Source organism: Oribacterium sp. P9 (assembly GCF_046365365.1).
Lineage (GTDB): Bacteria > Bacillota > Clostridia > Lachnospirales > Lachnospiraceae > Oribacterium.
In genome coordinates this window covers 54553-77804 of record NZ_JBKEIS010000002.1, presented here as the reverse complement: position 1 = coordinate 77804, position 23252 = coordinate 54553, and the positions used below count along the sequence as shown (strand labels likewise).

Annotated in this window: 29 protein-coding genes; all 29 read left to right on the top strand. The window is 52.4% G+C overall.

Annotated features, from left to right (window positions below; translation table 11 throughout):
* Positions 1-12 precede the first annotated feature (12 nt).
* The 29 genes from ACK8P7_RS02570 to accB all read left to right on the top strand — a co-directional run bounded on the left by ACK8P7_RS02570 (position 13) and on the right by accB (position 23241).
* A complete protein-coding gene (locus ACK8P7_RS02570; protein ID WP_410042665.1) occupies positions 13-198 on the top strand; it encodes a type Z 30S ribosomal protein S14 in 186 nt (61 codons plus the stop codon).
* Between the two features lie 330 nt (positions 199-528).
* Complete coding sequence (rpsH, locus tag ACK8P7_RS02565; protein ID WP_410042664.1) at positions 529-930, top strand: 30S ribosomal protein S8; 402 nt, start codon at positions 529-531, stop codon at positions 928-930.
* Positions 931-1048: 118 nt separating this feature from the next.
* Positions 1049-1591: a 50S ribosomal protein L6 gene (rplF, locus tag ACK8P7_RS02560; RefSeq protein ID WP_410042663.1), complete on the top strand. Its 543-nt coding sequence runs from the start codon at positions 1049-1051 to the stop codon at positions 1589-1591.
* Positions 1592-1607: 16 nt separating this feature from the next.
* Positions 1608-1970: a 50S ribosomal protein L18 gene (gene rplR / locus ACK8P7_RS02555; RefSeq protein ID WP_410042662.1), complete on the top strand. Its 363-nt coding sequence runs from the start codon at positions 1608-1610 to the stop codon at positions 1968-1970.
* Between the two features lie 21 nt (positions 1971-1991).
* Positions 1992-2501 carry a 30S ribosomal protein S5 gene (rpsE, locus tag ACK8P7_RS02550; protein ID WP_410042661.1) on the top strand — a complete coding sequence of 170 codons (510 nt, stop codon included), beginning with the start codon at positions 1992-1994 and terminating at the stop codon, positions 2499-2501.
* A gap of 14 nt (positions 2502-2515) precedes the next feature.
* Positions 2516-2701, top strand: a complete 186-nt coding sequence (rpmD, locus tag ACK8P7_RS02545) for a 50S ribosomal protein L30 (protein ID WP_410042660.1) — start codon at positions 2516-2518, stop codon at positions 2699-2701.
* Between the two features lie 11 nt (positions 2702-2712).
* Positions 2713-3156, top strand: coding sequence for a 50S ribosomal protein L15 (gene rplO, locus ACK8P7_RS02540; RefSeq protein WP_410042659.1), 444 nt, complete (start codon positions 2713-2715; stop codon positions 3154-3156).
* A 2-nt stretch (positions 3157-3158) separates the two neighbouring features.
* Positions 3159-4499 (top strand): preprotein translocase subunit SecY, encoded by a 1341-nt coding sequence (secY, locus tag ACK8P7_RS02535; RefSeq protein ID WP_410042658.1) that lies wholly within the window; start codon positions 3159-3161, stop codon positions 4497-4499.
* A gap of 82 nt (positions 4500-4581) precedes the next feature.
* Positions 4582-5229 carry an adenylate kinase gene (locus ACK8P7_RS02530; protein ID WP_410042657.1) on the top strand — a complete coding sequence of 216 codons (648 nt, stop codon included), beginning with the start codon at positions 4582-4584 and terminating at the stop codon, positions 5227-5229.
* Between the two features lie 69 nt (positions 5230-5298).
* Positions 5299-6084, top strand: coding sequence for a type I methionyl aminopeptidase (gene map / locus ACK8P7_RS02525; protein WP_410042656.1), 786 nt, complete (start codon positions 5299-5301; stop codon positions 6082-6084).
* A 13-nt stretch (positions 6085-6097) separates the two neighbouring features.
* Positions 6098-6316: a translation initiation factor IF-1 gene (gene infA / locus ACK8P7_RS02520; RefSeq protein WP_007157657.1), complete on the top strand. Its 219-nt coding sequence runs from the start codon at positions 6098-6100 to the stop codon at positions 6314-6316.
* Positions 6317-6427: 111 nt separating this feature from the next.
* Positions 6428-6541, top strand: coding sequence for a 50S ribosomal protein L36 (gene rpmJ / locus ACK8P7_RS02515; protein ID WP_003022746.1), 114 nt, complete (start codon positions 6428-6430; stop codon positions 6539-6541).
* A 21-nt stretch (positions 6542-6562) separates the two neighbouring features.
* Entirely contained in the window at positions 6563-6931 is a 369-nt protein-coding gene (gene rpsM, locus ACK8P7_RS02510) for a 30S ribosomal protein S13 (RefSeq protein ID WP_410042655.1), read from the top strand.
* Positions 6932-7073: 142 nt separating this feature from the next.
* Positions 7074-7463: a 30S ribosomal protein S11 gene (gene rpsK, locus ACK8P7_RS02505; protein WP_036607960.1), complete on the top strand. Its 390-nt coding sequence runs from the start codon at positions 7074-7076 to the stop codon at positions 7461-7463.
* 146 nt (positions 7464-7609) lie between these two features.
* Positions 7610-8203: a 30S ribosomal protein S4 gene (gene rpsD, locus ACK8P7_RS02500; protein ID WP_410042654.1), complete on the top strand. Its 594-nt coding sequence runs from the start codon at positions 7610-7612 to the stop codon at positions 8201-8203.
* Positions 8204-8229: 26 nt separating this feature from the next.
* Positions 8230-9186: a DNA-directed RNA polymerase subunit alpha gene (locus ACK8P7_RS02495; protein WP_410042653.1), complete on the top strand. Its 957-nt coding sequence runs from the start codon at positions 8230-8232 to the stop codon at positions 9184-9186.
* Between the two features lie 96 nt (positions 9187-9282).
* Positions 9283-9819 carry a bL17 family ribosomal protein gene (locus ACK8P7_RS02490; RefSeq protein WP_410042652.1) on the top strand — a complete coding sequence of 179 codons (537 nt, stop codon included), beginning with the start codon at positions 9283-9285 and terminating at the stop codon, positions 9817-9819.
* 184 nt (positions 9820-10003) lie between these two features.
* On the top strand, positions 10004-11581 hold the full coding sequence (locus ACK8P7_RS02485; RefSeq protein WP_410042651.1) for a hypothetical protein: 1578 nt from the start codon (positions 10004-10006) through the stop codon (positions 11579-11581).
* A 164-nt stretch (positions 11582-11745) separates the two neighbouring features.
* Positions 11746-13770 carry an energy-coupling factor transporter ATPase gene (locus ACK8P7_RS02480; RefSeq protein WP_410042650.1) on the top strand — a complete coding sequence of 675 codons (2025 nt, stop codon included), beginning with the start codon at positions 11746-11748 and terminating at the stop codon, positions 13768-13770.
* Complete coding sequence (locus ACK8P7_RS02475) at positions 13764-14573, top strand: energy-coupling factor transporter transmembrane component T family protein (RefSeq protein ID WP_410042649.1); 810 nt, start codon at positions 13764-13766, stop codon at positions 14571-14573. Before ACK8P7_RS02480 ends, ACK8P7_RS02475 begins: the two co-directional genes overlap by 7 nt.
* 107 nt (positions 14574-14680) lie before the next feature.
* Positions 14681-15619: a tRNA pseudouridine(38-40) synthase TruA gene (truA, locus tag ACK8P7_RS02470; RefSeq protein ID WP_410042648.1), complete on the top strand. Its 939-nt coding sequence runs from the start codon at positions 14681-14683 to the stop codon at positions 15617-15619.
* Positions 15620-15717: 98 nt separating this feature from the next.
* The gene (locus ACK8P7_RS02465) at positions 15718-16404 is read left to right on the top strand and encodes an HAD family hydrolase (protein WP_410042647.1); all 687 of its coding nucleotides are present in this window, start codon (positions 15718-15720) and stop codon (positions 16402-16404) included.
* A gap of 354 nt (positions 16405-16758) precedes the next feature.
* On the top strand, positions 16759-17187 hold the full coding sequence (rplM, locus tag ACK8P7_RS02460; protein WP_410042646.1) for a 50S ribosomal protein L13: 429 nt from the start codon (positions 16759-16761) through the stop codon (positions 17185-17187).
* Between the two features lie 14 nt (positions 17188-17201).
* Positions 17202-17594: a 30S ribosomal protein S9 gene (gene rpsI, locus ACK8P7_RS02455; RefSeq protein WP_410042645.1), complete on the top strand. Its 393-nt coding sequence runs from the start codon at positions 17202-17204 to the stop codon at positions 17592-17594.
* Between the two features lie 232 nt (positions 17595-17826).
* A complete protein-coding gene (locus tag ACK8P7_RS02450) occupies positions 17827-18981 on the top strand; it encodes an ABC transporter substrate-binding protein (protein WP_410042644.1) in 1155 nt (384 codons plus the stop codon).
* A gap of 528 nt (positions 18982-19509) precedes the next feature.
* On the top strand, positions 19510-20715 hold the full coding sequence (locus ACK8P7_RS02445) for an NRAMP family divalent metal transporter (protein ID WP_410042643.1): 1206 nt from the start codon (positions 19510-19512) through the stop codon (positions 20713-20715).
* Positions 20716-20925: 210 nt separating this feature from the next.
* On the top strand, positions 20926-21654 hold the full coding sequence (pxpB, locus tag ACK8P7_RS02440) for a 5-oxoprolinase subunit PxpB (protein WP_410042642.1): 729 nt from the start codon (positions 20926-20928) through the stop codon (positions 21652-21654).
* Between the two features lies 1 nt (position 21655).
* On the top strand, positions 21656-22669 hold the full coding sequence (locus tag ACK8P7_RS02435; RefSeq protein ID WP_410042641.1) for a biotin-dependent carboxyltransferase family protein: 1014 nt from the start codon (positions 21656-21658) through the stop codon (positions 22667-22669).
* Positions 22670-22794: 125 nt separating this feature from the next.
* Positions 22795-23241, top strand: a complete 447-nt coding sequence (gene accB, locus ACK8P7_RS02430) for an acetyl-CoA carboxylase biotin carboxyl carrier protein (RefSeq protein WP_410042640.1) — start codon at positions 22795-22797, stop codon at positions 23239-23241.
* Positions 23242-23252 lie beyond the last annotated feature (11 nt).

Here is a 23252-nt window from a genome sequence, read left to right as displayed (position 1 = left end):
TCGGAGGAAAATATGGCTAAGTTATCAATGAAGTTAAAGCAGCAGAAGGCTCCGAAGTTCTCCACCAGAGCATATACCAGATGCAAGATCTGCGGAAGACCTCACTCTGTTCTTAAGAAGTACGGTATCTGCCGTGTATGCTTCCGTGAGCTTGCATACAAGGGCGAGATCCCTGGTGTTAAGAAGGCTTCCTGGTAATCAGGACCTTTCACCATTTGAGCCTGCGGCAATGTGATCCTTCGGGATTGTGTTGTTAAGGGCGATAATTTCTGGATTGTATTTAAAGAAGTACATAATTTACTTCAAAAAGATACGCCGGACCGGGTTGCAACTCGGAGAAAAATGGTTATAATGTAAATGTTGCGCCGCAGGCCGCACAGCATATGCTGTGCCATTTGACTAAGCATCGGATCACGTATCCTATGGACTGGTCAGGTGAGATCACCCTGTTGACGCGGCATTTGCTTTGTCCGAAATTATAAGGACATATAACAAACTATATTTTTTTAAGAAAGGATATCCGTAAACATGAGTATGAGTGATCCAATCGCAGATATGCTTACAAGAATCCGTAATGCAAACACTGCAAAGCACGAGACAGTAACTATCCCATCCTCCAAGATGAAGCTTGCTATCGCTGACATCCTGGTAAATGAGGGCTACATCGCAAAGTATGAGCTCGTTGACAACGGCAAGTTCAAGGACATCAAGGTTACTCTTAAGTATGGCGCTACGAAGAACGATAAGATCATCGGCGGCATCCGTAAGATTTCCAAGCCGGGTCTGAGAGTATACGCTGGCAAGGAGAACATGCCTTCCGTACTGGGCGGTCTTGGTATCGCCATTGTTTCCACCAATCAGGGCGTTATGACTGATCGTGAAGCAAGAGCAAAGGGCGTAGGCGGCGAAGTTCTGGCATTTGTTTGGTAATTTAGTTTAATTAACCCACTAAACTATATTCTGAACAGTCTGAACAGGCTTACAAATAGTAACTAGTAATCTGAAAACTGTCTGAAAAGGCAGAGAATTTAAGAGAGGAGACATTAGTATGTCACGTATCGGAAAATTACCGGTAGTAATCCCAGCAGGCGTTACTGTTGAGATGAAGGACAACAACGTTCTTTCTGTAAAGGGACCGAAGGGTACTCTTGAGAAGCAGTTCGCTCCAGAAATCGGCATCGAGCAGAAGGACGGCGAGATCGTTGTTACCAGACCAAACGATAATAAGAAGGAGAAGTCCCTTCACGGACTTACCAGAGCGCTCATCCACAACATGGTTGATGGTGTAACCAACGGCTTCGAGAAGAAGCTTGAGATCAACGGCGTAGGTTACAGAGCAGCGAAGCAGGGCAAGACACTGACCCTTACACTCGGCTATTCTCACCCGGTTACCATGGAAGATCCGGAGGGTGTTGAGACTGTACTTGATGGCACAAATACCATCTTCGTTCGCGGCATTGACAAGGAAGCAGTTGGTCAGTACGCAGCTGAGATCCGCAGCAAGAGAGGACCGGAGCCATATAAGGGCAAGGGTATCAAGTATGCTGATGAGATCATCAGACGTAAGGTTGGTAAGACAGGTAAGAAATAATTAGGAGGAAAGTGAAATGGTAAGTAAGAGAAATAAAGCTGAACTTCGCCAGAAGAAGCACGAGAGACTTAGAAACCGTTTTTCTGGTACTCCAGAGAGACCACGTCTTTCCGTATTCAGATCTGACAAGCATATGTATGCACAGATTATCGATGATGTAGCAGGCAACACTCTTTGCGCTGCTTCTACTCTTGATAAGGATGCAAACTTAGAGAACACAAGCAATATTGAGGCTGCTCAGTACGTTGGTAAGGCCATCGCGGAGAAGGCTCTGGCTAAGGGAATCAAGCAGGTTGTATTTGACCGTGGCGGCTTCCTGTATCATGGTAAGGTTCAGGCTCTCGCAGATGCTGCAAGAGAAGCTGGCCTTGAATTCTAATCGAGAGGAGAAACAAGCAAGATGAAGCGTGAAAGAATTGATGCAAATCAGTTAGAATTAAACGACAACGTCGTAGCCATCAAGCGTGTTGCGAAGACCGTTAAGGGTGGTCGTACCATGAGATTCTCTGCTCTCGTAGTAGTTGGTGACGGCAATGGTCATGTAGGTTGTGGTATCGGTAAGGCAGTCGAGGTTCCAGAGGCGATCCGTAAGGCTCGTGAGGCTGCTGTAAAGGCTATCGTTACAATCCCTGTAACCGAGGAGAAGTCCGTGCCGCACGATTATGTTGGTAAGTTCGGAAGCTCTACTGTTCTTCTGAAGAAGGCACCGGAAGGAACTGGTATCATCGCTGGTGGTCCTGCTCGTTCTGTACTTGAGCTTGCTGGTATCAAGAACATTCGTACCAAGTCTCTGGGCTCGAACAATAAGACAAACGTTGTACTCGCTACCCTTCAGGGCCTCACTTCCATGAAGACTCCTGAGGAGTTTGCTGCACTCCGCGGCAAGACTGTAGCTGAGATCACAGGTTAATAGGGGGTATCAAAATGGCAGATAAGAAGTTAAAGATTACACTTGTTAAGTCTCCAATCGCAGCTATCCCTAAGCAGAGAGCTACTGTTCAGGCTCTTGGTCTCCGTAAGATCCGTCAGAGTGTAGAGCTTCCGGACAACGGTGCTACAAGAGGTATGATTCAGAGAGTTAACCATCTTGTAAAAGTTGAAGAAATCTAAGGAGGCATAAAATGGAGTTAGCTAATTTAAAGCCGGCTGACGGCGCAAAGCAGTCAAAGAACTTCAGACGTGGCCGTGGCCATGGTTCAGGAAACGGCAAGACCGCAGGTAAGGGTGCAAAGGGCCAGAAGGCAAGATCTGGAGCACCAAGACCAGGATTTGAGGGTGGTCAGATGCCTCTGTTCAGACGTATCCCGAAGAGAGGATTCACTGATCGTAATTCTAAGGTTATCACAGGTATCAACCTTTCTACTCTTGACACTCATTTCAACGAGGGTGAGGAAGTAACCATCGAGGCTCTTCTCGAGAAGGGCATCATCAAGAAGGTTAACGATGGCGTTAAGATTCTTGGTAACGGCGAGCTTACAAAGAAGCTCAATGTAAAGGTGAATGCTTTCTCAGCATCTGCTAAGGAGAAGATCGAAGCTTTAGGCGGCACCTGTGAGGTAATCTGATAATGTTCAAATCACTACTTAATGCATTTAAGGTAAAAGAACTGAGGAAAAAGCTTCTGTTCGTTTTCCTGATGCTCGTAGTAATTAGGTTTGGATCGAATCTTCCTATCCCGGGTGTGAACGCGCAGTACTTTAGCGAGCTGTTTAACAGCATGTCCAATAATGATGCATTCGGTTGGTTCAATACGATGACCGGTGGCTCCTTCGAGCAGCTGTCGATCTTCGCACTGTCCATCACACCGTACATCACTTCATCCATCATCATCCAGCTGCTCACCGTGGCCATTCCGGCCCTCGAGGAGATGCAGAAGGATGGTGAAGAGGGAAGAAAGAAGCTCACTGAGTACACCAGATACGTAACGATCGGTCTGGCTCTTATCGAGTCACTTGCGATGGCTATCGGATTTGGCGGTCAGGGACTTCTGATCGGTTTCGCCGAGGCGAGCACAGGAAGAAAGATCGCTGATATCGCGATCGCTGTTATAGCGATGACGGCGGGCTCGGCACTTCTGATGTGGATCGGTGAGCAGATCACAGATAAGGGTGTGGGCAATGGTATCTCCCTCGTCCTCCTCTTCAATATTCTGTCTTCTGTTCCGAGCGATTTCCAGACGCTGTACATCAGATTCATAAGCGGAAAGAATGTGGCAACGATGGTTGTCGCAGCGATCATCATCGTTGCAGCAATTATCGGACTGGTTGTATTTACGATCATCCTCAACGACGCGCAGAGAACCATCCCGGTTCAGTACAGCCGGCGTGTGCAGGGCAGAGGCCTGGTGGGCGGACAGTCCTCCAACATCCCTCTGAAGGTCAATACAGCAAGTGTTATGCCGGTTATCTTCGCCAGCTCACTGATGACCATGCCGGTTGTGGTCGGTCAGATCATCAAGGTGGATTACAGCACGATTCCTGGTCAGATCCTTATGGCACTGAACTCAGGCTCCTGGTGCAATCCGGACAGACCGATCTACTCGATCGGACTGGTGATCTACATTCTGCTGCTTTACTTCTTTGCATATTTCTATACATCGATTTCCTTTAATCCGTTAGAGATTGCAAATAACATGAAGAAACAGGGCGGTTTTATCCCGGGTATCCGTCCGGGTAAGCCAACCAGCGATTACCTTGATAATATTCTTACATATATTATTTTCATCGGTGCGACAGGACTGGCCATCGTCGCGATCATTCCGATCTTTATCTCCGGAGTGTTCAATGTTGGTCGTATCTCCTTCGCCGGTACGTCTCTGATCATTATCGTCGGTGTCGTGCTTGAGACCGTGAAGGCAATTGAGTCTCAGATGGTTGTAAGAAACTACCAGGGATTCCTGAACGATTAATCGTCAACACCAAGCCTCCTCAGACATACGATCTGGGGAGGCTATCAGTGTTTATTACTATAGTACTATCGGGAGAACGCAAATGAAGATTGTTATGTTAGGTGCGCCTGGTGCCGGTAAGGGTACACAGGCGATCAAGATTGCTGATAAGTATGATATTCCACACATTTCGACGGGTGATATCTTCCGTGCGAACATCAAGGGTGGTACAGAGCTCGGACAGAAGGCAAAGTCCTACATCGATAAGGGCGAGCTGGTTCCGGATGAGGTAACGATCGGAATGCTGCTGGATCGTATCGCACAGGATGACTGTAAGAACGGTTATGTTCTCGATGGTTTCCCACGTACGATTCCGCAGGCGGAAAGTCTGACAGAGGCACTGAAGAGCCAGGGCGATCGGATCGACTTCGCACTGAACATCGATGTTCCGGATGAAGCCATCATCAAGCGTATGTCCGGCAGACGTGCCTGCCCGAAGTGTGGTGCAACCTACCATATCGTATACGCAGCACCGAAGACAGAAAACATCTGTGATAAGTGCGGTACCGAGCTCATCATTCGTTCGGATGATAAGCCGGAGACCGTAAAGGATCGTCTCAATGTTTACCATCAGCAGACAGAGCCGCTCATCGCGTACTACAAGACCGCCGGCGTGCTTCGTGAAGTTGATGGAACACAGGAGCTTCCGAAGGTATTTGAGGATGTCGTAGCGATCCTTTCCGAGAACTGATTCTTCGGAAGGTGAGTGACAGAACAGCCTCTGCTGTAAAACATTAAGCGTATTCAGAAAGAAGTACTCATGATCGAAATCAAATCAAAACGTGAAATCGAACTGATGCGTGAGGCAGGCAAGATTCTCTTCGAGATGCACAATCGTCTCGGAGAGAAGATCGCCCCTGGTATCAGCACGAAGGAACTGGATGAACTGGCCGAGGGCATCATGCGGAAGCTCGGTGGCTTCCCAAGCATGAAGGGTTTATATGACTTCCCGGGAACCTGTTGCATCTCTGTCAACGAAGAAGTCATCCATGGTATCCCTGATCGTCATGTGATTCTGAAGGATGGTGATATCGTCTCCATCGACACCTGCACCAGCTATCATGGCTATAATGCAGATGCGACCAGAACCTGGGCGGTGGGTGAGATTTCCGAGGATGCGAAGCGGGTGATCAGAGTCTGCCAGCAGAGCTTCTTCGAAGGTATGAAGCAGGCCGTCGCCGGTAATCATCTGAACGATATTACGTCGGCCATCGGTAATTATGTAGAGTCTCAGGGCTGTGGCATCCTGAGAGAATACTGCGGACATGGTATCGGAGCGGAGATCCATCAGGATCCGGAAATTCCGAACTATGATATGCATCGGAAAGGACCGAAGCTCTGCGCTGGTATGACACTGGCGGTGGAGCCGATGATCACATTAGGATCACCGATCTGCCATACACGGGATAACGGCTGGAATGTCGTTCCGGATGACGGCAGTCTTTCCTGCCACTATGAAAACACGATTCTCATCACCGACGGTGAGCCGGAGCTGCTGACGATGCCGGGTGAGGATAAGAGTTTATTAATCACATTAAATAAATAAGAAGGAGAACTGAATGTCTAAATCAGATGTAATCGAGATTACTGGCAAAGTAATTGAAAAACTTCCGAATGCCATGTTCCAGGTTGAGCTTGAGAATGGCCATCAGGTACTGGCACACATTTCCGGAAAGCTTCGTATGAATTACATTCGAATTCTTCCAGGTGACAAGGTGACCATCGAACTTTCACCGTACGACCTTTCCAAGGGACGTATCATCTGGAGAGACAAATAAAGCGGTCGATATTCTTACAATTCCTTTAAAAAGGGCTTTACAATAGTGGAGCGCTTTGTTAGAATGATACGGCAACTTTGTTCGAATTCGTTATTAGAAAGGGGAATTACTATGAAGGTAAGATCATCAGTAAAGCCTATCTGCGAGAAATGCAAAGTCATCAAGCGGAAAGGCTCTATCAGAATTATCTGCGAAAACCCTAAGCACAAGCAGAGACAAGGTTAATTTTTACAGGAGGAAACAAAAATGGCTCGTATTGCAGGTGTCGATTTACCGAGAGAGAAGCGTATCGAGATTGGTCTGACATACATTTATGGTATCGGTCAGTCCAGCGCTGATAAGATTCTCGCGGCAACAGGCGTTAACCCTGACACACGTGTTAAGGATCTCACTGACGATGAAGTCAAGGAGCTTGCGAACTACATCGCTGAGCACCAGGTAGTAGAAGGTGACCTCAGAAGATCAACAGCTCTGGACATCAAGAGACTTCAGGAGATCGGCTGCTACCGTGGCATCCGTCACAGAAGAGGCCTTCCGGTTAGAGGTCAGAAGACCAAGACCAATGCCAGAACACGTAAGGGACCGCGTAAGACTGTTGCTAACAAGAAGAAGTAATCTATTAGAGAGTATTCTTCTTTAAGGTAAGAGAAAGTCCAGATCAGAAATGATCACACTGATGTAGAATCAGAAGTAACTATTGTGATCTTCATGTTTTAAATACAGGAAGACAGAAAAAGGAAAGTAGGTTAGTTTTAATATGGCGTCAGGTAAGAGAATTACAAAGAAGCGCGTAAAGAAAAACGTTGAACGCGGACAGGCACATATTCAGGCATCTTTCAACAACACTATCGTTACACTGACAGATGCTGAAGGAAACGCTCTTTCATGGGCAAGTGCTGGTGGTCTTGGTTTCAAGGGTTCAAGAAAATCTACTCCATATGCAGCTCAGATGGCTGCTGAAACTGCTGTTAAGGCAGCTTTAGTACACGGCTTAAAGTATGTGGATGTAAGTGTTAAGGGACCAGGATCAGGACGTGAGGCAGCTATTCGTGCACTCCAGGCCAACGGTCTCGAGGTTACTTCCATCAAGGATGTAACACCGGTTCCACACAACGGATGCCGTCCACCAAAGCGCAGAAGAGTATAATCCTGATTTTTCTGGATTATCTTGAGTTGATTCACCACAGACATAGGCCGCAGTATGTATAAAATAGCGGCAGATCTGTCCGACGAAGCCCACGGGTGTAAAGGACGTATCACGTAAATTACTTGATATTATAAGGAGAAAGAATTATGGCAGTTGACAAAACTCCCGTACTTAAAAGATGCAGGTCACTCGGACTTGACCCTGTATTCTTAGGAATTGATAAGAAGTCAAACAGACAGCTCAGAAACCAGCGTCGTAAGATGTCTGAGTATGGTCTTCAGCTTCGTGAGAAGCAGAAGGCGAAGTTCATCTATGGCGTACTTGAGAAGCCTTTCCGTAACTACTATGCAAAGGCTAACCAGATGAAGGGACAGACCGGTACCAACCTCATGGTTCTTCTTGAGTCTCGTCTGGATAATGTGATCTTCCGTATGGGCCTTGCTCGTACTCGTCGTGAGGCACGTCAGATCGTTGATCACAGACTCATCACTGTAAATGGCAAGGTTGTTAACATTCCTTCCTACCTTGTATCCGCTGGCGATGTAGTTGCTGTCAAGGAGTCCAAGAAGTCTCTTCAGAGATTTAAGGATATCCTCGAGGTTACCAACGGCCGTATGGTTCCGGCATGGATCGATTGCGACCAGGAGAACCTCAAGGCGACTGTAAAGCAGCTTCCTTCCAGAGAGGAAATCGACGTTCCAGTAAACGAGATGCTTATCGTCGAGTTGTATTCAAAATAATTAGCCTGCAATAAAGGAGGCATTGCATGTTCGATTTTGAGAAACCAAACATTGAGATTGTTGAGATTTCAGATGATAAGAAGTACGGCAGATTCGTATGCGAGCCGCTGGAAAGAGGCTACGGTACTACGCTGGGCAATGCGCTGAAGCGCATCATGCTCTCTGCTCTGACCGGTGCTGCAGTTTCTCAGGTCAAGATTACCGGTGCCGATCGGGATGGCGATGCGATCCCGGGTGTAAAGGAGTCTCTGACTGAGGTCATCATGAACCTTAAGAGTCTCGAGATTCAGAACACTTCAGCCTCCGATGACGCAATGGTTGTATATCTTTCGCATATGGGTGAGGGCGTCGTTACGGCGTCCGACATCCAGCTGGCAGAAGGTCTGGAGATCCTGAATCCGGAGCAGAAGATTGCAACTCTTGACGCTCAGGATGCGAAGCTCGAGATGGAAATCACCATCACATCGGGCAGAGGCTATGTCGGTGCAGACCGTTCCAGAATCGCAGAACTTCCGGAAGGAGTTTTCGACGTGGATGCGATCTACACACCAGTAGAGCGTGTAAATATGGCCATCAGCAACACACGTGTCGGTAACAAGATCGATTACGATAAGCTGACACTGGATGTATTTACCAGCGGTAAGATGAGCCCGGATGATGCTGTTTCTGAAGCAGCGAAAATTCTTTCCGAGCATCTGACCCTCTTCATTGATCTGTCTCAGAATACGCAGACGACCGAAGTTATGGTTGAGAAACCAGTCGACGGTAAGGAGCGTATCCTCGAGATGAACATCGATGAGTTGGAGCTTTCCGTTCGCTCATATAACTGTCTCAAGAGAGCCGGGATCAACACCGTACAGCAGCTCTGTGCGAAGACACCGGATGATATGATGAAGGTTCGTAACCTGGGTCGTAAGTCACTTGAGGAAGTTCTTGCAAAACTGAAGGAGTTAAATCTCAGCCTTTCCACTCAGGAGGAGTGATCCATCCGGGATGGTCTGATTCGTCTGCAGGGAGCTGCAGAAGCTGAGATACATAAAAACCGGTAAGACCGAAGTGCACGGTGGGGGAAATAGATTATGTCAAATTATAGAAAGTTAGGTAGAGAGTCCAGCCAGAGACAGGCCATGCTTCGCGCACTGACCACTTCTCTGATCGCAAACGGCAAGATCGTTACAACCGAGGCTCGTGCGAAGGAAGTTCGTAAGCAGGCTGAGAAGCTGATCGCACTTGCAGTTCGTGAGAAGGACAACTACGAAGAGGTTACCGTTAAGGCTAAGGTTGCTCGTAAGGACGCCGATGGCAAGCGTGTAAAGGAAGTAGTTGATGGTAAGAAGGTTACCGTTTATGACGAGATCGAGAAGACCATCAAGAAGGATAAGCCATCCAGACTTCATGCACGTCGTCAGATGCTTGCATACCTTTACCCGGTAACGGAGGTTCCTGCAGCTAAGGCTGGTCAGAAGAAGAACACCAAGAGTGTTGATCTCGCTGCCAAGCTTTTCGACGAGTATGGTGCGAAGTATGCTACCCGTAACGGTGGTTACACTCGTATCGTAAAGATCGGTCTCCGTAAGGGTGACGCTGCTATGGAGGTTCTTCTTGAGCTCGTTTAATGCTTAAGAGAACATCAGGCGATTTTTTAAAGACGAAATCATCTTCGGATGGTTTCGTCTTTTTTGTACATATCCATGAGAGGGCCATCCGCAGCGTGGTGCGTCAGAATTTCGTAAACTATTTGAGATTGATTGTTGATCCTGGTCTAGTATACTTAGATTAGAGAATACTAGGGAGGTTCGTATGAAAAGACAGATGAAGAAGAGCGCGAAACGATCCTTGTGGCAGTGCCTGCTGCTTATCGTCCTGCTTCTGATGATGAGTGTGACCGTCTGGGCGGCCGATCGAAATGCACGTATCAGTACGGTGAAGATTACGGTTTCAGACTATCTGAAGGATCTGAGCCTCGAGGGAGGAGATCATGAGCTTCCATCCCTGTCCGAGAGTGATTTCGCTGTCCCGGATACCGACCAGTATGTCATCGACAGTGCAGAGTGGTATGACACGAACGGCAGCCTTACGGTGGGCACGCAGCCGAAGGTTCTCCTCTACCTTTCAGCCCAGGAGAAGGAACACGCCAATGGCTACAGTACGTTTTACTACTTCAACGGCTCGTATAACAGCTCAAACGTCCGTATCAGCGGCGGTACCTTCGTATCGGCTCAGACCATCGGAAATTATGGGCTGCGCGTCGTTCTTTCACTGAAGGGGATCAAGGGCACTTACGGCGAGCCGGTTAGCCCGCGATGGAGTACGGCCCTCGGCATGGCGACCTGGGGTCAGCCGACGATGAGCTCCGGCTACTATAAGGTGACGCTTTTCCGGGATGGAAGCCGCGTTACGACGATCACGACCGACCAGACGAACCTGAACCTGTATCCGTATATGACACGGGCTGGCGGGTATTACTTCGAGGTCAGCAGCATACCGTATGGAACGAGCCAGAGTGGTGGACAGGCGTCCCTCGGCATTCAGTCCGACAGCCTGATCGTCACGGAGAGTCAGATCTCTTCAGGCTCCGGTCAGTATCCGAATGGCACGTATATCCTGAATCAGAACCAGAATCAGACGATCACCAACCTCTACGGTTCCGGCAGCACGAACACGGTGATCAGTACGAACGGTACAAGCACCGGCGTCGATTTGTATAACTCCGGTACCTCCTATACGGTGTATAATGCAAACACCGGGCACACGAGCACCCTCCCGGGAGTCAACCTTGGCACCGGAACTGGCACCACGACCGGGACGCAAACGCTCGGTACGGGAAACAACACGACCTATACGGTGTACGGCGATACGACGAACGGCAGCACACAGTCACAGGGCGCACTCAGCGGCAGCTGGTATAAGAGCGGCGGAAGCTGGTACTTCCGTACCGTGACCGGTCAGAACATGGCGAACACCTGGCTCCTCTGGCAGGATCACTACTATCGCTTCGATGCGAGCGGTCGTATGCTGACCGGCTTCTACACGGATACCAACGGCGCCACCTATTACCTCAGGGATTCCGGGGCGATGAAGGTTTCCTGGGCCGTGATCAACGGCGCATGGTACTACTTCAATCCGGCTGAAGGCCCATATTACGGTATGATGTTTAAAAACCAGATCGCCATCGTCGGACCGAAGACCTACTACTTCGATCATGACGGACGCATGCGTACCGGCTGGGTCATCATGAAGGACAGCAGCGGCCAGGACCAGTACTACTACTTCTATCCGAAGACCTCGGAAAACGACAGCAATTACGGCCACATGGCGAAAAGCACCACCGTCCTCGGCGGGTACACCATCGCCGCCGACGGCCACTGGGTGCACTGAAGATCGAATTAAAAATCATACCCGTTCAGGTAGGGGCCCCTGCCCAAACTGCTACCTGAAAATGTATGAAAGAGCGGACCACAGGGGTCCGCTCTTGTGTTTTTCAGCCGTTTCTAATATACTAATTGGGCTATAAACCACAAAGCTGATATGAGGTTAACAAATTGAAAATCATAGATGCATTACATCTGGCGTATGACTACATCCGCACAGATGAGAACGATAAAGTCGTAGAGAGGACCCGGGCCCTGGATAACATCAACCTGTCCATCGAGGCCGGGAGCTTCGTGTGTGTGCTCGGCCACAACGGTTCCGGCAAGTCGACCCTGGCAAAGCTCATCAACGGTCTCAACCTGCCGAGTGAGGGAACCATGCTCGTCAGTGGCCGCGATACGAAGGATGAAAAGGAAATCTGGAATATCCGAAAGGAAACCGGCATGGTTTTCCAGAATCCGGATAACCAGATCATCGCCTCCGTCGTCGAGGAGGATGTCGGCTTCGGCCCGGAGAACATCGGCGTACCGACCGACGAGATCTGGACACGTGTGAATCGTGCGCTTGAAGCCGTCGATATGGTGCCGTACCGTATGAAGTCCCCGAACCGTCTCAGTGGCGGGCAGAAGCAGCGTGTCGCGATCGCCGGTACGATGGCGATGCTTCCGAAAACCATCGTTCTCGATGAGCCGACGGCGATGCTCGATCCGAGCGGTCGGAAAGAAGTGATCGAGACCATCCGGGAGCTGAATCAGAAGATGGGTGTGACGATCATCCTCATCACCCACTATATGGAGGAAACCGTCGATGCGGATCGAATCATCGTCATGGACGGCGGTAAGGTCGTTATGGACGGCGCACCACGTGAAGTGTTCTGCCATGTCGAGGAGCTGAAGGCCATCCACATGGATGTACCGGAGGTGACGGAGCTTGCGTGGAAGCTGCAGAAGGCCGGGATGCCGGTACCGGATGCCGTCCTCACCCGCGAGGAGCTCGTGGCCTGTCTCCAGTGCTGTCTTCCGAAGCAGGTGGATTTCGAGCCGAATTTCGTGAAGAAGAAGCCGGCTCATATGGACATCACCGATCCGGTCATCCGCGTACAGCATTTAAGCCATGTCTATCAGAAGGGTACGGCCATGGAGAGCTATGCCCTGAAGGATGTCTCCTTCGAGATCCAGCGGGGCTCCATCGTCGGATTTATCGGCCACACAGGCTCCGGCAAGTCAACATTGACCCAGCATCTGAACGGCCTTCTGAAAGCGACGGAGGGCACGATCGAAGTGAAGTTCCGGGACGACACCGACTTCCGGAAGCCGCGGAAGGACCAGAGCGCGAAGACCCGGAAGGCGGCACAGGCAGCGGATGCAGCCGCGCTCGTCAGCCCGGACGGCTTCCTGAACATCTATGCACCGGAGTTCAACATGAAGGAGCTTCGCTTCAAGGTGGGCCTCGTGTTCCAGTACCCGGAGTATCAGCTCTTCGAGGTCGACGTCATCACGGATGTCATGTTCGGCCCGAAGAACCAGGGGGTGCCGGAGGCAGAAGCACGGAAGCGTGCAGAGGAAGCGCTGCGTATGGTCGGCCTCGGCGAGGCGTTCTGGCAGAAGTCGCCGTTTGAGCTCTCTGGCGGACAGAAGCGGCGTGTTGCGATCGCCGGCGTACTGGCGATGCGCCCAGAGATTCTGATCCTCGATGAGCCGACCGCCGGCCTCGACCCGGCCGGAAGAGACGACCTCTTCCATCAGATCCAGCTCCTGCATAAGCAGAGCGGCATGACGATCGTCCTCGTATCACACTCGATGGACGACGTGGCACGCTACACGGAGCAGGTTATCGTGCTGGATCACGGTGAGCTGCGCATGAGCGGCACTCCGGAGGAGATCTTCAAGCGCTACCTCGATCTCGAGGAGATGGGACTCGGCGCACCGCAGATGACCTACCTTATCCATGAGCTGAAGGATGTCGGTATCCGCTTCAAGGACCGCCCGGACACCGTGGATGAGATGTGTGATGCCATCGTGGACCTCTGGAAGCGCTATACGACATCCCTTGCCGGGAAACAACCGGTGAAAACAGCTCAGGACAGCAGGACAGCAGCCGACGGCTCGCCGGCGCAGGATGTTCAGATCAAGCCAGCCGCAGCGGCTCCGCAGGACAGTAGAGAAGAGGAAGGAAAGGAGGACGGCGTATGCTGAGAGAAGTAACCTTAGGACAGTACTATCCGGTCGACTCCGTGATTCATCGCCTGGACCCGCGGGTGAAGCTGCTCGGCACCGTGCTTTTCCTGATCTCCCTCTTCATCGTGAAGAGCTGGATCATGTATGGCGTCGCCGCGCTCGCCCTCGCGATCCTCATCAAAATCAGTAACGTGCCTTTCCGCTTCATGACGCGGGGGCTTAAGAGCATCGTGATTCTGCTCCTGATCTCCGTGAGCTTCAACCTCTTCCTGACTCCAGGTGAGGTGCTCGTGCAGTTCTGGATTCTGAAGATCACCCGTGAGGGTCTCCACATCGCGCTCATGATGGGTGCACGTCTCATCCTCCTCGTGCTCGGCTCCTCGCTCATGACACTGACGACCACGCCGAACCAGCTCACCGACGGCCTCGAGAAGGGACTCGGCGTTCTGAAAAAGGTCGGCGTGCCGGTCCACGAAATCTCGATGATGATGTCGATCGCACTCCGTTTTATCCCGATCCTCATCGAGGAAACGGATAAGATTATGAAGGCACAGCAGGCCCGCGGCGCCGACTTCGAGAGCGGGAATCTGCTCCAGCGCGCAAAGGCGATGGTGCCGATCCTGGTACCGCTCTTCATCAGTGCCTTCCGCCGCGCGAACGACCTCGCGATGGCGATGGAGGCCCGCTGCTACCACGGCGGCGAGGGTCGTACGAAGATGAAGCCGCTTCGCTATGCTGCGCGCGACCGCATCGCCTACGCCCTCATGCTCCTCTACCTCGGCCTGTCTGTGGTTTCCCGCTTCGTGGCGCTGCCGTTCTGACACGGACACCCATGACTTTGGTCGCCGCATCGCCTTTCCTGGGCCAATGCAGGCGACCTTCACTTTTATGGCGCTGCGGAGGAAGCAGCGTGCACAGGAAAGATCAGATGAGAAGAATCAGGCTCACAATCGCATATGATGGCACGAACTACCGGGGCTGGCAGATCCAGCAGCCTACAGCAGCCCACCCGGAGGGCAGTTTCCCGACGATCCAGGGCGAGCTCCAGCGTGCGCTCGGACAGCTCCTGCCGAAGGAGGCCGTCTACGGCGCAGCACCGGAAAAAAGTCTGGATCCGCTGACGTCACCAGACCATGTAGACGAAGCCGCAGCTCCGGGCATCCTCCCGGTCGTGGGCGCAAGCCGCACCGACAGCGGCGTCCATGCGCTCGGGAACGTCGCCTGCTTCGACACCGAAAGCACGATCCCGGCGGCGAACTTTCCGAAGGCCATCAACCGCTACCTGCCCCCGGACATCCGTGTGATGCAGGCGGACGAGGTCAGCATGGACTTCCACCCGCGCTTCGTGCCACACGAAAAGTGCTACGAATACCGCATCGATCATGGCCGCGTCGCGAACCCGCTGACGCGCCTCTATGCGTACAACTACACCTACCCGCTCGACCTCGAGCGCATGCGGGCAGCCGCCCGTGAGCTCGTCGGCGTCCATGACTTCACGAGCTTCGTGAACCCGGACAGCCAGGTCTTCGAACACGGTGGCGACGCCATCCGCGAAATCTACAGCATCGATATCCTGGAGGAGGGTTCACAGCTCGTCATCCGCATCCGCGGCAACGGCTTCCTCTACCACATGATCCGCATCATCGTCGGCACGCTCCTCGTCATCGGAAACGGACGACGCGCGCCAGAGGATATCCGGACCATGCTGGCGGCGAAGGACAGAACCACCGCGGGACCGACCGTGCCCGCGCACGGACTGTGCCTCTGCGCACTTCACTACGACGAAGCCGCCACCGCAGATGATGCGCGTGACGATGGGGATATAAAGACATTGGCCACACAAGATAGGGTTTCTGAAAATGAATGATACCCAGTCTGTGAAAGCAAGATGGAACGCGCCGAATATCGGCCAAGATGCAGAGACCATTTGATATAAACGTATCTGCAGAAAAAAGGAGAAACAGTATGACTTCAGAGAGACTTCCGATTAAGGCATTTATCTTCGATATGGACGGTACACTCTTCGATACTGAGCGCCTGTACCGCACAATGTGGTTCAAGCTCGCACCGATCCGTGGCTTCCACATCGACGACGAGATGCTCGATCAGATGCGCGGTGCCTCCCTCGAGTACGGATCACAGGTCTTCGAAGCCGCGAATCCGGGCTACAGCTACGCCACAGAGCGCGCGATTCGCATGGAAGAGGTGTTCCGCTACGTCGACCGCGAAGGCGTGCCGAAGATGAAGGGCCTCGACGAAACCCTCGCCTGGCTGAAGGCGCACGGTTATAAGATCGCCATCGGCTCCTCCACACGCACCCCACAGGTCATGCACTACCTCCGCGAAGCGAAGATGGAGGATACCTTCGACTTCGTCGGCTGCGGTGACCTCACCACCCACGGAAAACCGGAGCCGGATCTCTTCCTCATCTGCGCAGAGCGCCTCGGTGTAGACCCGCGCGCCTGTGTCGTCGTGGAAGACTCTGTAAACGGCGTGAAGGCTGGTTACGCCGCCGGTGGCTATGTGCTCGGCATCCCGGACATGAATGACCTCTCCGGTCTCGTGGACCTCTGTGACGCTCAGATCGACAGTCTCGACCGTATCATCCCGTGGATGGAGTCCCTCCCGAAGGAAATCTCTGGACTGAAATGAACGGATACAAAGGCCGGACTCGGAGCGCTGCCACCAGAAGCACAGTACTCCGAGTCCGGCCTGTGGGTTCGGCCTGTCAACGGAATTTCACGAAAATCCATTGACAGGCCGAACGATTCCGCATATACTATTAAAGCTGTCGCCTGAAGGGGCATATCATGTCCGGAATGCGACGGGGAACTAATTAAGCAAGGGCTCAGAAACTGAGACCCAGGCTACATTAAATACTGAAATCAGTCTCAGAGTGGACCACTTGCAGAGCGCGAGCATTCAAACCCAAATGCGGTGACCGTTTTACAGAAGTTCTGTTTTGGACAGAGACCAGAGTAAGTAGCCTTATCACAGGAGGTTGTTATGAATTCATACGTAGCTACAGCTTCTACAATCGACAGAAAGTGGTATGTAGTAGATGCAGAGGGCAAGACGCTCGGACGTCTTGCATCAGAGGTTGCTAAGGTTCTTCGTGGAAAGAACAAGCCAACCTACACACCGTTCCTTGACTGCGGCGATTATGTAATCATCGTAAACGCAGACAAGATCGCTGTAACCGGCAAGAAGCTGGATCAGAAGGTTTATCGCACACACTCTAAGTATGTAGGTTCCATGAAGGAGACCACACTTCGTGAGCTTCGCGATAACAAGCCTGAGAAGGTAATCGAGTATGCTGTTAAGGGTATGCTTCCTCACGGACCATTAGGCAGACAGATGTATAAGAAGCTTTTCGTATACGCTGGCGCAGATCACAAGCACCAGGCACAGAAGCCTGTTGAGCTTACATTCTAAGGGAGGATATTACAATGGCTACAAACAGAAATTACGGTACAGGTAGAAGAAAGTCTTCCGTTGCCAGAGTATACATCATGCCGGGCACTGGTAAGATCACAATCAACAAGAGAAGCCTCGACGAGTATTTCGGCCTTGATACCCTCAAGACCATCGTTAATCAGCCGATCGTTCTGACTCAGAACGAGGGCAAGCTTGACATCCTCGTAAATGTTTGCGGTGGTGGTATCGCTGGCCAGGCTGGTGCAATCCGTCACGGTATTGCAAGAGCTCTCTGCGAGATGGATGCTGAGTACAGACCAGCACTCAAGAAGGCAGGATTCCTCACCAGAGATCCGAGAATGAAGGAGAGAAAGAAGTACGGCCTCAAAGCCGCTCGTCGCGCACCTCAGTTCAGCAAGCGATAATTACATCTCCACAGTGCATTCAGGTGCATCAGACCCGGAAAGCTTCGGCTTTCCGGGTTTTTCTATTGTATTTCTTTTAGAATTTGCTTATCTGCCGAGATAAGATTATGATGATTGAGATATAATTCACAATCAGTCTGCTTCCGCGTCATCGCCCCGTTCGCTACAACGGTATGCGGTGTCGCGTGGGGCAGAGACCAGAATTTCATTCATGCTGATCAGGAGGACGATGATGAAAAAAATGAAATATTGGAATAGGATGCTTGCCGCTGTACTCGCGGCATCGATGCTCGCCGGCTGTGGCGCATCCACCACCCCGCAGGCGACGACCGCAGCTGCAACTGAGGCCAATGCAGACGGCCAGGAGACGAGTGCTGCTGCTGAGGAGACGACGGCTGCGGAAACAGAGAAGGCGACGGAAACCGCAGCAGAAACAACCGCTGCCGCAGAAAAGACCGAAGAGACCAGTGCGGCAGAAGTGCTGACCATCGGCGAGGCTTCGGACGAGGTGCTGCGTGTCGGCTCCCTGAAGGGCCCGACCACCATGGGCCTCGTAAATCTCATGAGTGAGGTCGAGAGCGGTGCGAAGAGCGGCTACAGCTTCGAGATGCAGAGCCAGCCGGACGTCATCATGAGTGAGCTCGTTTCCGGCAAGCTCGACATCGCCCTGCTCCCGGCGAACGTAGCCGCGGTCGCATATAACAAGACGAACCACGGCGTCAGCGCCATCGACATCAACACCCTCGGCGTGCTCTACTGCGTGACCGGCGATGAGAACATCAAGTCCGTGAAGGACCTCGCCGGCAAGACCGTACTTTCCACCGGCCAGGGCGCATCCCCGGAGTACGTACTGAACTATCTCCTCGAGAAGAACGGTGTCACCGACTGTGACGTGCAGTTTAAGTCCGAGGCCACCGAGATCGCCGCGCTCCTGAAGCAGGATCCAGCCCAGATCGCGATCCTCCCACAGCCGTTCGTCACCGTGGCCACCGCGCAGAACGACCAGCTGAAGGTCGCCTTCTCTCTCACCGACGAGTGGAAGAGCGTATCCCCGGATTCGAAGCTCCTCACCGGCGTCACCGTCGTTCGTAACGAAGTACTCGAAAACCGTGCCGCAGAAGTCGACCAGTTCATCGCCGATCACCAGGCATCCACAGAAAAGGCAGCCACCGACGTCGACGCCACCGCAGAGCTCGTCGCGAAGTACGGCATCATCGCGAAGGCACCGGTAGCGAAGAAGGCACTCCCGAACTGCAACATCGTCGCCATCGCCGGTGACGAGCTGAAGACCGACCTCGCAGGCTACCTCCAGGTACTCTTCGACGCAAACCCGAAGTCCGTCGGCGGCACCATGCCAGACGACGACTTCTATTACATCCAGAAGTGATGTCATGAAATCCCCGGAGGGCCGACCACAGAAGCCATACGGAGAGACCGTGAATAAATCCAAATTGGGCTCTTAGAACCAGTTAGTAATTTTCCTTAGACCCTCTAGCAACGCTGAGTTTTTATGAAGAAAACTCAGCGATTGCAGAGGGCTTACTGGTTCTTAGAGCCCAATTTGTGATTTTTCCGGTCTCGCAGTACTGTGCTTCTGTGGTCGGCCCTCCGGGGTTCAGGATCACTCTGTGATAACTTAAAAGACACATCAAGAATGTCTGATATGCCAAATCCGAAAGACTGACGCTCGATTTCTACTTGCTATTCTACAAATCATGACGCATACTTATTTCATCAGAGCAAGTGATTGCTTTAAGTTATAAAGATCGCTCTGAACATGTTTCGGGATTCATGAAACAGGGGATTTGAAACAAAAAGACACGTGCAGAAAAAGAAGGGGGCTTATGTTTTCTGTATTCTACAGCAGTTAAAGACACAGAAACTGCGAACTTTTCCAGAACAGGAGGACTTCATCATGAGTGAGAAGAAAAAAAGCAGCGGCGCGCTCTTAGGAGCAGCATTTCTGATGGCCACATCCGCGATCGGACCTGGCTTCTTGACACAGACCGCCACATTTACCGGCCAGTACAAGGCGAGCTTCGGCTTCGTCATCCTGGTATCGATCATTCTCTCAGCGGTCGCACAGCTTAACATCTGGCGCGTACTCTGTACGACCGGTCTTCGCGGACAGGATGTCGCGAACAAGGTTCTCCCTGGACTCGGTTACTTCGTATCCTTCATGGTCGTGCTCGGCGGCCTCGTCTTTAACATCGGCAATGTCGGCGGCGGTTCGCTGGGCCTGAACACCCTGCTCGGTATTCCGACCACCATCGGATATGTCATCGCGGCAGCCATCGCCATCGTCGTTTTCCTCTTCAAGAACGCGAAATCCGCGATGGACACCCTGACGAAGGTTCTCGGCGCCATCATGATCGTGGTCATCTTTATCGTGATCATCGTGGTCAAGCCACCGGTAGGTGATGCACTGAAGAACACCGTCGCGCCGTCCACCGGTATTCAGCCACTCTTCCCGGCAATCCTGACCCTCATGGGTGGCACCGTCGGCGGCTACATCACCTTCTCCGGTGCGCACCGTCTGATCGATGCCGGCATCACCGGTAAGGACAATGCAGCCGAAATCAACAGAAGCTCGGTCATGGGTATCAGCATCGCCACCATCGTACGTATCTTCCTCTTCCTCGCCGTGCTCGGTGTTGTCAGCAGGGCAGGTGTAGAGCTCGATGCGTCGAACCCGGCAGCAGACGCGTTCAAGCAGGGTGCAGGTGAGATCGGATACCGCTTCGCAGGACTCGTACTTCTGTGTGCAGCCGTAACCTCCATCATCGGTGCCGCGTACACTTCTGTATCCTTCTTAAAGACCTTCCACCCGGCGATCGCAAAGAACGAGAATGCCGTCATCATCGGATTCATCGTCGTTTCGACAGCCGTGATGATCGTCCTCGGAAATCCGGCGACCCTCCTCGTACTCGCAGGTGCATTCAACGGCCTCATCCTTCCGATCACCCTCGGCATCTGCCTCATCGCTTCCCAGAAGAAGTCGATCATGGGTGCGGATTATCATCATCCGACCGTCCTGCTGGTACTCGGCGTCCTCGTCGTGATCTTATCGGCCTATATGGGCATCCCGACCTTCGTTACGAAGATCGGCGGATTATTCTAAAAGACCTGCAGCGGCGAGGGTGATCTGAGCCGGAACCGATGCAGCACAGGGAATTGGTACAGCGTTTCACTGTACCAATTTTCTGCACATATATAGAACGGTCTACGCAACACATTTCGGACACATGGATGTGGTAGACCCGTATGCATGACATGATATCGTCTTCAGGTTTACGTACCGCGTCTTACCTGGAGAAAGGAGATTTACAGTATGGAAGATATTCGTATCTTAACCGCCGGGGACAGCTCGCTGCTGATCGAGTTCGGTCACGAGATCAACCCGGAGATCAATCGAAAGATCAAATCGATGGTGGAGCTCATGAAGGAGCAGCACATCGAAGGTGTGCTGGATGTCATCCCGGCCTTCTGCTCTCTGCTCATCAACTATGATCCGCGTGTCACCTCCTATGCGGAGATCACACGGCGGATGAAGAAGCTCCTGAAGGTGGAAACCAGTGCAGGCAGCGAGAAAAAGAAGGTGTATGAGATTCCGGTCTGCTATGGCGGTAAGTATGGTCCGGACCTTGCATTCATCGCGGAGCATGCCGGCATGAGCGAAGAGGAGGTCATCGCTCTCCACAGCTCGAAGGATTACCTGATCTACATGCTCGGCTTCCTGCCGGGCTTCTGCTACCTCGGTGGTCTCGATGAGCGCCTGCACACACCGAGACTCGCGACGCCGAGAATTAAAATCGACGCCGGCAGTGTAGGCATTGGCGGCTCCCAGACCGGCATCTATCCGATGGACTCGCCGGGAGGCTGGCAGCTGATGGGTATGACACCGGTGAAAACCTACGATCCGGAGCGTGAAACGCCGATCCTGTTCGAGGCGGGCGACTATATCCGCTTCGTGCCGGTGGATGAGGATGAGTACCTGCGAATCAAGGAGCAGGTGGCACGCGGTGAATACGAGTGCACGATTCGCGAAGGTGAGGTGTAGTATGGGAATTCGTATATTAAAAGCGGGACTGCTCACGACCGTGCAGGATATGGGGCGCACCGGATACCAGAGCCAGGGCTTCGGCGTTTCCGGCGTCATGGATGTTCGCTCCTTTAAGATCGCAAACCTTCTGCTGGATAACCCGGAGAACGAGGCGGTGCTGGAGTTCACCCTGATCGGACCGACGCTGGAGTTTACGTCCGCCTGCATCATCGCCATCACCGGCGGTGATTTTCATCCGGAGGTGAACGGGGAGCCGGCGCCGATGTACACGGCACTCTATATGAAAAAGGGCGATATTCTGAAGCTCGGAAGTGCGCGCACCGGAAGCCGCGGCTACATCGCCTTTTCCGGCTATCTCAAGATTCCGGTCGTGATGGGCAGCCGCTGCACGAGCTTAAAGAGTAAGATCGGTGGCTTCAAGGGAAGAAAGCTGATGGAGGGCGACTATATCAGCTTCCGTATCAAGCGGAATTACCTCCCGTTCTTCCTCTCGAGAAAGCTCGAGCTTCACGAGTATGACGAGGAGAGCGTGACGCTCCGCGTGGTGATGGGCCCACAGGATGACATGTTCAGTAAGCAGGGCATCCATAATTTCCTGAACGAGGAGTATACCGTCACCAGTGATTTCGACCGTATGGGCTGTCGACTCGAGGGCCCGTTTATCGCACCGAAGACCACCTCGGATATCATTTCAGAGGGAATCGCGCTCGGCTCCATCCAGGTGCCGTCGCATGGCAAGCCGATCATCCTGCTCGCTGACCGACAGACCACCGGTGGCTATGCGAAGATCGCGACGGTCATCAGTGTCGACATTCCGAAGCTGGTACAGCGGAAGACCGATCAGAAGATCCGCTTCGAGGCGGTGTCCGTCGAGGAAGCACAGCGACTGTATCAGGAAGAGGAAAACAGCTACATCGCGATGCACGCGCTGATCCATAAGCCATGTAAGGAAGTACTGGTTGTGCGGCAGGTAGCGAAGCGCATCCGCCGTCTGTTCCCGGATGAAGACTGATCGGGACCGGAGTAAACGATACGAACTTCTGTATGCGGGGCACGTGCAGACCGAAGCGGGAAGCCGACCGGTGTGCAGGCAGTGCGTCAGAAGTGGTTATAGATTGATGATAAGGAGATGTTCATATGGATTTAGAGAAGATTGAAGGACTGGTAAAGATCGTTGAGAATTCCTCCCTGACAGAGTTTTCCATCCGAGATGGGGAGACGGAGATCACGATGAGTAAGCTCACCCATCCACCGGTGATCGCCGCTGGCGTTCCGGCTGCACCGCTGGCCGCAGCACCGGCACAGCCGGCCGCTGCAGAAGAGAAGGCGGAGGCCGCGGACGAGTTCGAGCTGATCCTCGCACCAATCGTCGGCACCTTCTACTCCGCTGCGGCACCGGATGTACCGGCCTATGTCAAGGTCGGCGATCATGTGAAGGCCGGTCAGACGGTATGTATCCTCGAGGCGATGAAGCTCATGAATGAGATTCAGGCGGACTATGACTGCGAGATCGAGGCCGTGCTCGTCAGCAATGAGCAGAAGGTCGAGTATGGTCAGCCTCTGTTCCGCGTAAAGAAACTATAAGAACAGGAGGC

Bases quoted from the DNA above. Each gene is read 5' to 3' on its own strand.
- ACK8P7_RS02570 (WP_410042665.1), top strand. From the start codon at position 13: ATGGCTAAGTTATCAATGAAGTTAAAGCAGCAGAAGGCTCCGAAGTTC.
- rpsH (WP_410042664.1), top strand. From the start codon at position 529: ATGAGTATGAGTGATCCAATCGCAGATATGCTTACAAGAATCCGTAAT.
- rplF (WP_410042663.1), top strand. From the start codon at position 1,049: ATGTCACGTATCGGAAAATTACCGGTAGTAATCCCAGCAGGCGTTACT.
- rplR (WP_410042662.1), top strand. From the start codon at position 1,608: ATGGTAAGTAAGAGAAATAAAGCTGAACTTCGCCAGAAGAAGCACGAG.
- rpsE (WP_410042661.1), top strand. From the start codon at position 1,992: ATGAAGCGTGAAAGAATTGATGCAAATCAGTTAGAATTAAACGACAAC.
- rpmD (WP_410042660.1), top strand. From the start codon at position 2,516: ATGGCAGATAAGAAGTTAAAGATTACACTTGTTAAGTCTCCAATCGCA.
- rplO (WP_410042659.1), top strand. From the start codon at position 2,713: ATGGAGTTAGCTAATTTAAAGCCGGCTGACGGCGCAAAGCAGTCAAAG.
- secY (WP_410042658.1), top strand. From the start codon at position 3,159: ATGTTCAAATCACTACTTAATGCATTTAAGGTAAAAGAACTGAGGAAA.
- ACK8P7_RS02530 (WP_410042657.1), top strand. From the start codon at position 4,582: ATGAAGATTGTTATGTTAGGTGCGCCTGGTGCCGGTAAGGGTACACAG.
- map (WP_410042656.1), top strand. From the start codon at position 5,299: ATGATCGAAATCAAATCAAAACGTGAAATCGAACTGATGCGTGAGGCA.
- infA (WP_007157657.1), top strand. From the start codon at position 6,098: ATGTCTAAATCAGATGTAATCGAGATTACTGGCAAAGTAATTGAAAAA.
- rpmJ (WP_003022746.1), top strand. From the start codon at position 6,428: ATGAAGGTAAGATCATCAGTAAAGCCTATCTGCGAGAAATGCAAAGTC.
- rpsM (WP_410042655.1), top strand. From the start codon at position 6,563: ATGGCTCGTATTGCAGGTGTCGATTTACCGAGAGAGAAGCGTATCGAG.
- rpsK (WP_036607960.1), top strand. From the start codon at position 7,074: ATGGCGTCAGGTAAGAGAATTACAAAGAAGCGCGTAAAGAAAAACGTT.
- rpsD (WP_410042654.1), top strand. From the start codon at position 7,610: ATGGCAGTTGACAAAACTCCCGTACTTAAAAGATGCAGGTCACTCGGA.
- ACK8P7_RS02495 (WP_410042653.1), top strand. From the start codon at position 8,230: ATGTTCGATTTTGAGAAACCAAACATTGAGATTGTTGAGATTTCAGAT.
- ACK8P7_RS02490 (WP_410042652.1), top strand. From the start codon at position 9,283: ATGTCAAATTATAGAAAGTTAGGTAGAGAGTCCAGCCAGAGACAGGCC.
- ACK8P7_RS02485 (WP_410042651.1), top strand. From the start codon at position 10,004: ATGAAAAGACAGATGAAGAAGAGCGCGAAACGATCCTTGTGGCAGTGC.
- ACK8P7_RS02475 (WP_410042649.1), top strand. From the start codon at position 13,764: ATGCTGAGAGAAGTAACCTTAGGACAGTACTATCCGGTCGACTCCGTG.
- truA (WP_410042648.1), top strand. From the start codon at position 14,681: ATGAGAAGAATCAGGCTCACAATCGCATATGATGGCACGAACTACCGG.
- ACK8P7_RS02465 (WP_410042647.1), top strand. From the start codon at position 15,718: ATGACTTCAGAGAGACTTCCGATTAAGGCATTTATCTTCGATATGGAC.
- rplM (WP_410042646.1), top strand. From the start codon at position 16,759: ATGAATTCATACGTAGCTACAGCTTCTACAATCGACAGAAAGTGGTAT.
- rpsI (WP_410042645.1), top strand. From the start codon at position 17,202: ATGGCTACAAACAGAAATTACGGTACAGGTAGAAGAAAGTCTTCCGTT.
- ACK8P7_RS02450 (WP_410042644.1), top strand. From the start codon at position 17,827: ATGAAAAAAATGAAATATTGGAATAGGATGCTTGCCGCTGTACTCGCG.
- ACK8P7_RS02445 (WP_410042643.1), top strand. From the start codon at position 19,510: ATGAGTGAGAAGAAAAAAAGCAGCGGCGCGCTCTTAGGAGCAGCATTT.
- pxpB (WP_410042642.1), top strand. From the start codon at position 20,926: ATGGAAGATATTCGTATCTTAACCGCCGGGGACAGCTCGCTGCTGATC.
- ACK8P7_RS02435 (WP_410042641.1), top strand. From the start codon at position 21,656: ATGGGAATTCGTATATTAAAAGCGGGACTGCTCACGACCGTGCAGGAT.
- accB (WP_410042640.1), top strand. From the start codon at position 22,795: ATGGATTTAGAGAAGATTGAAGGACTGGTAAAGATCGTTGAGAATTCC.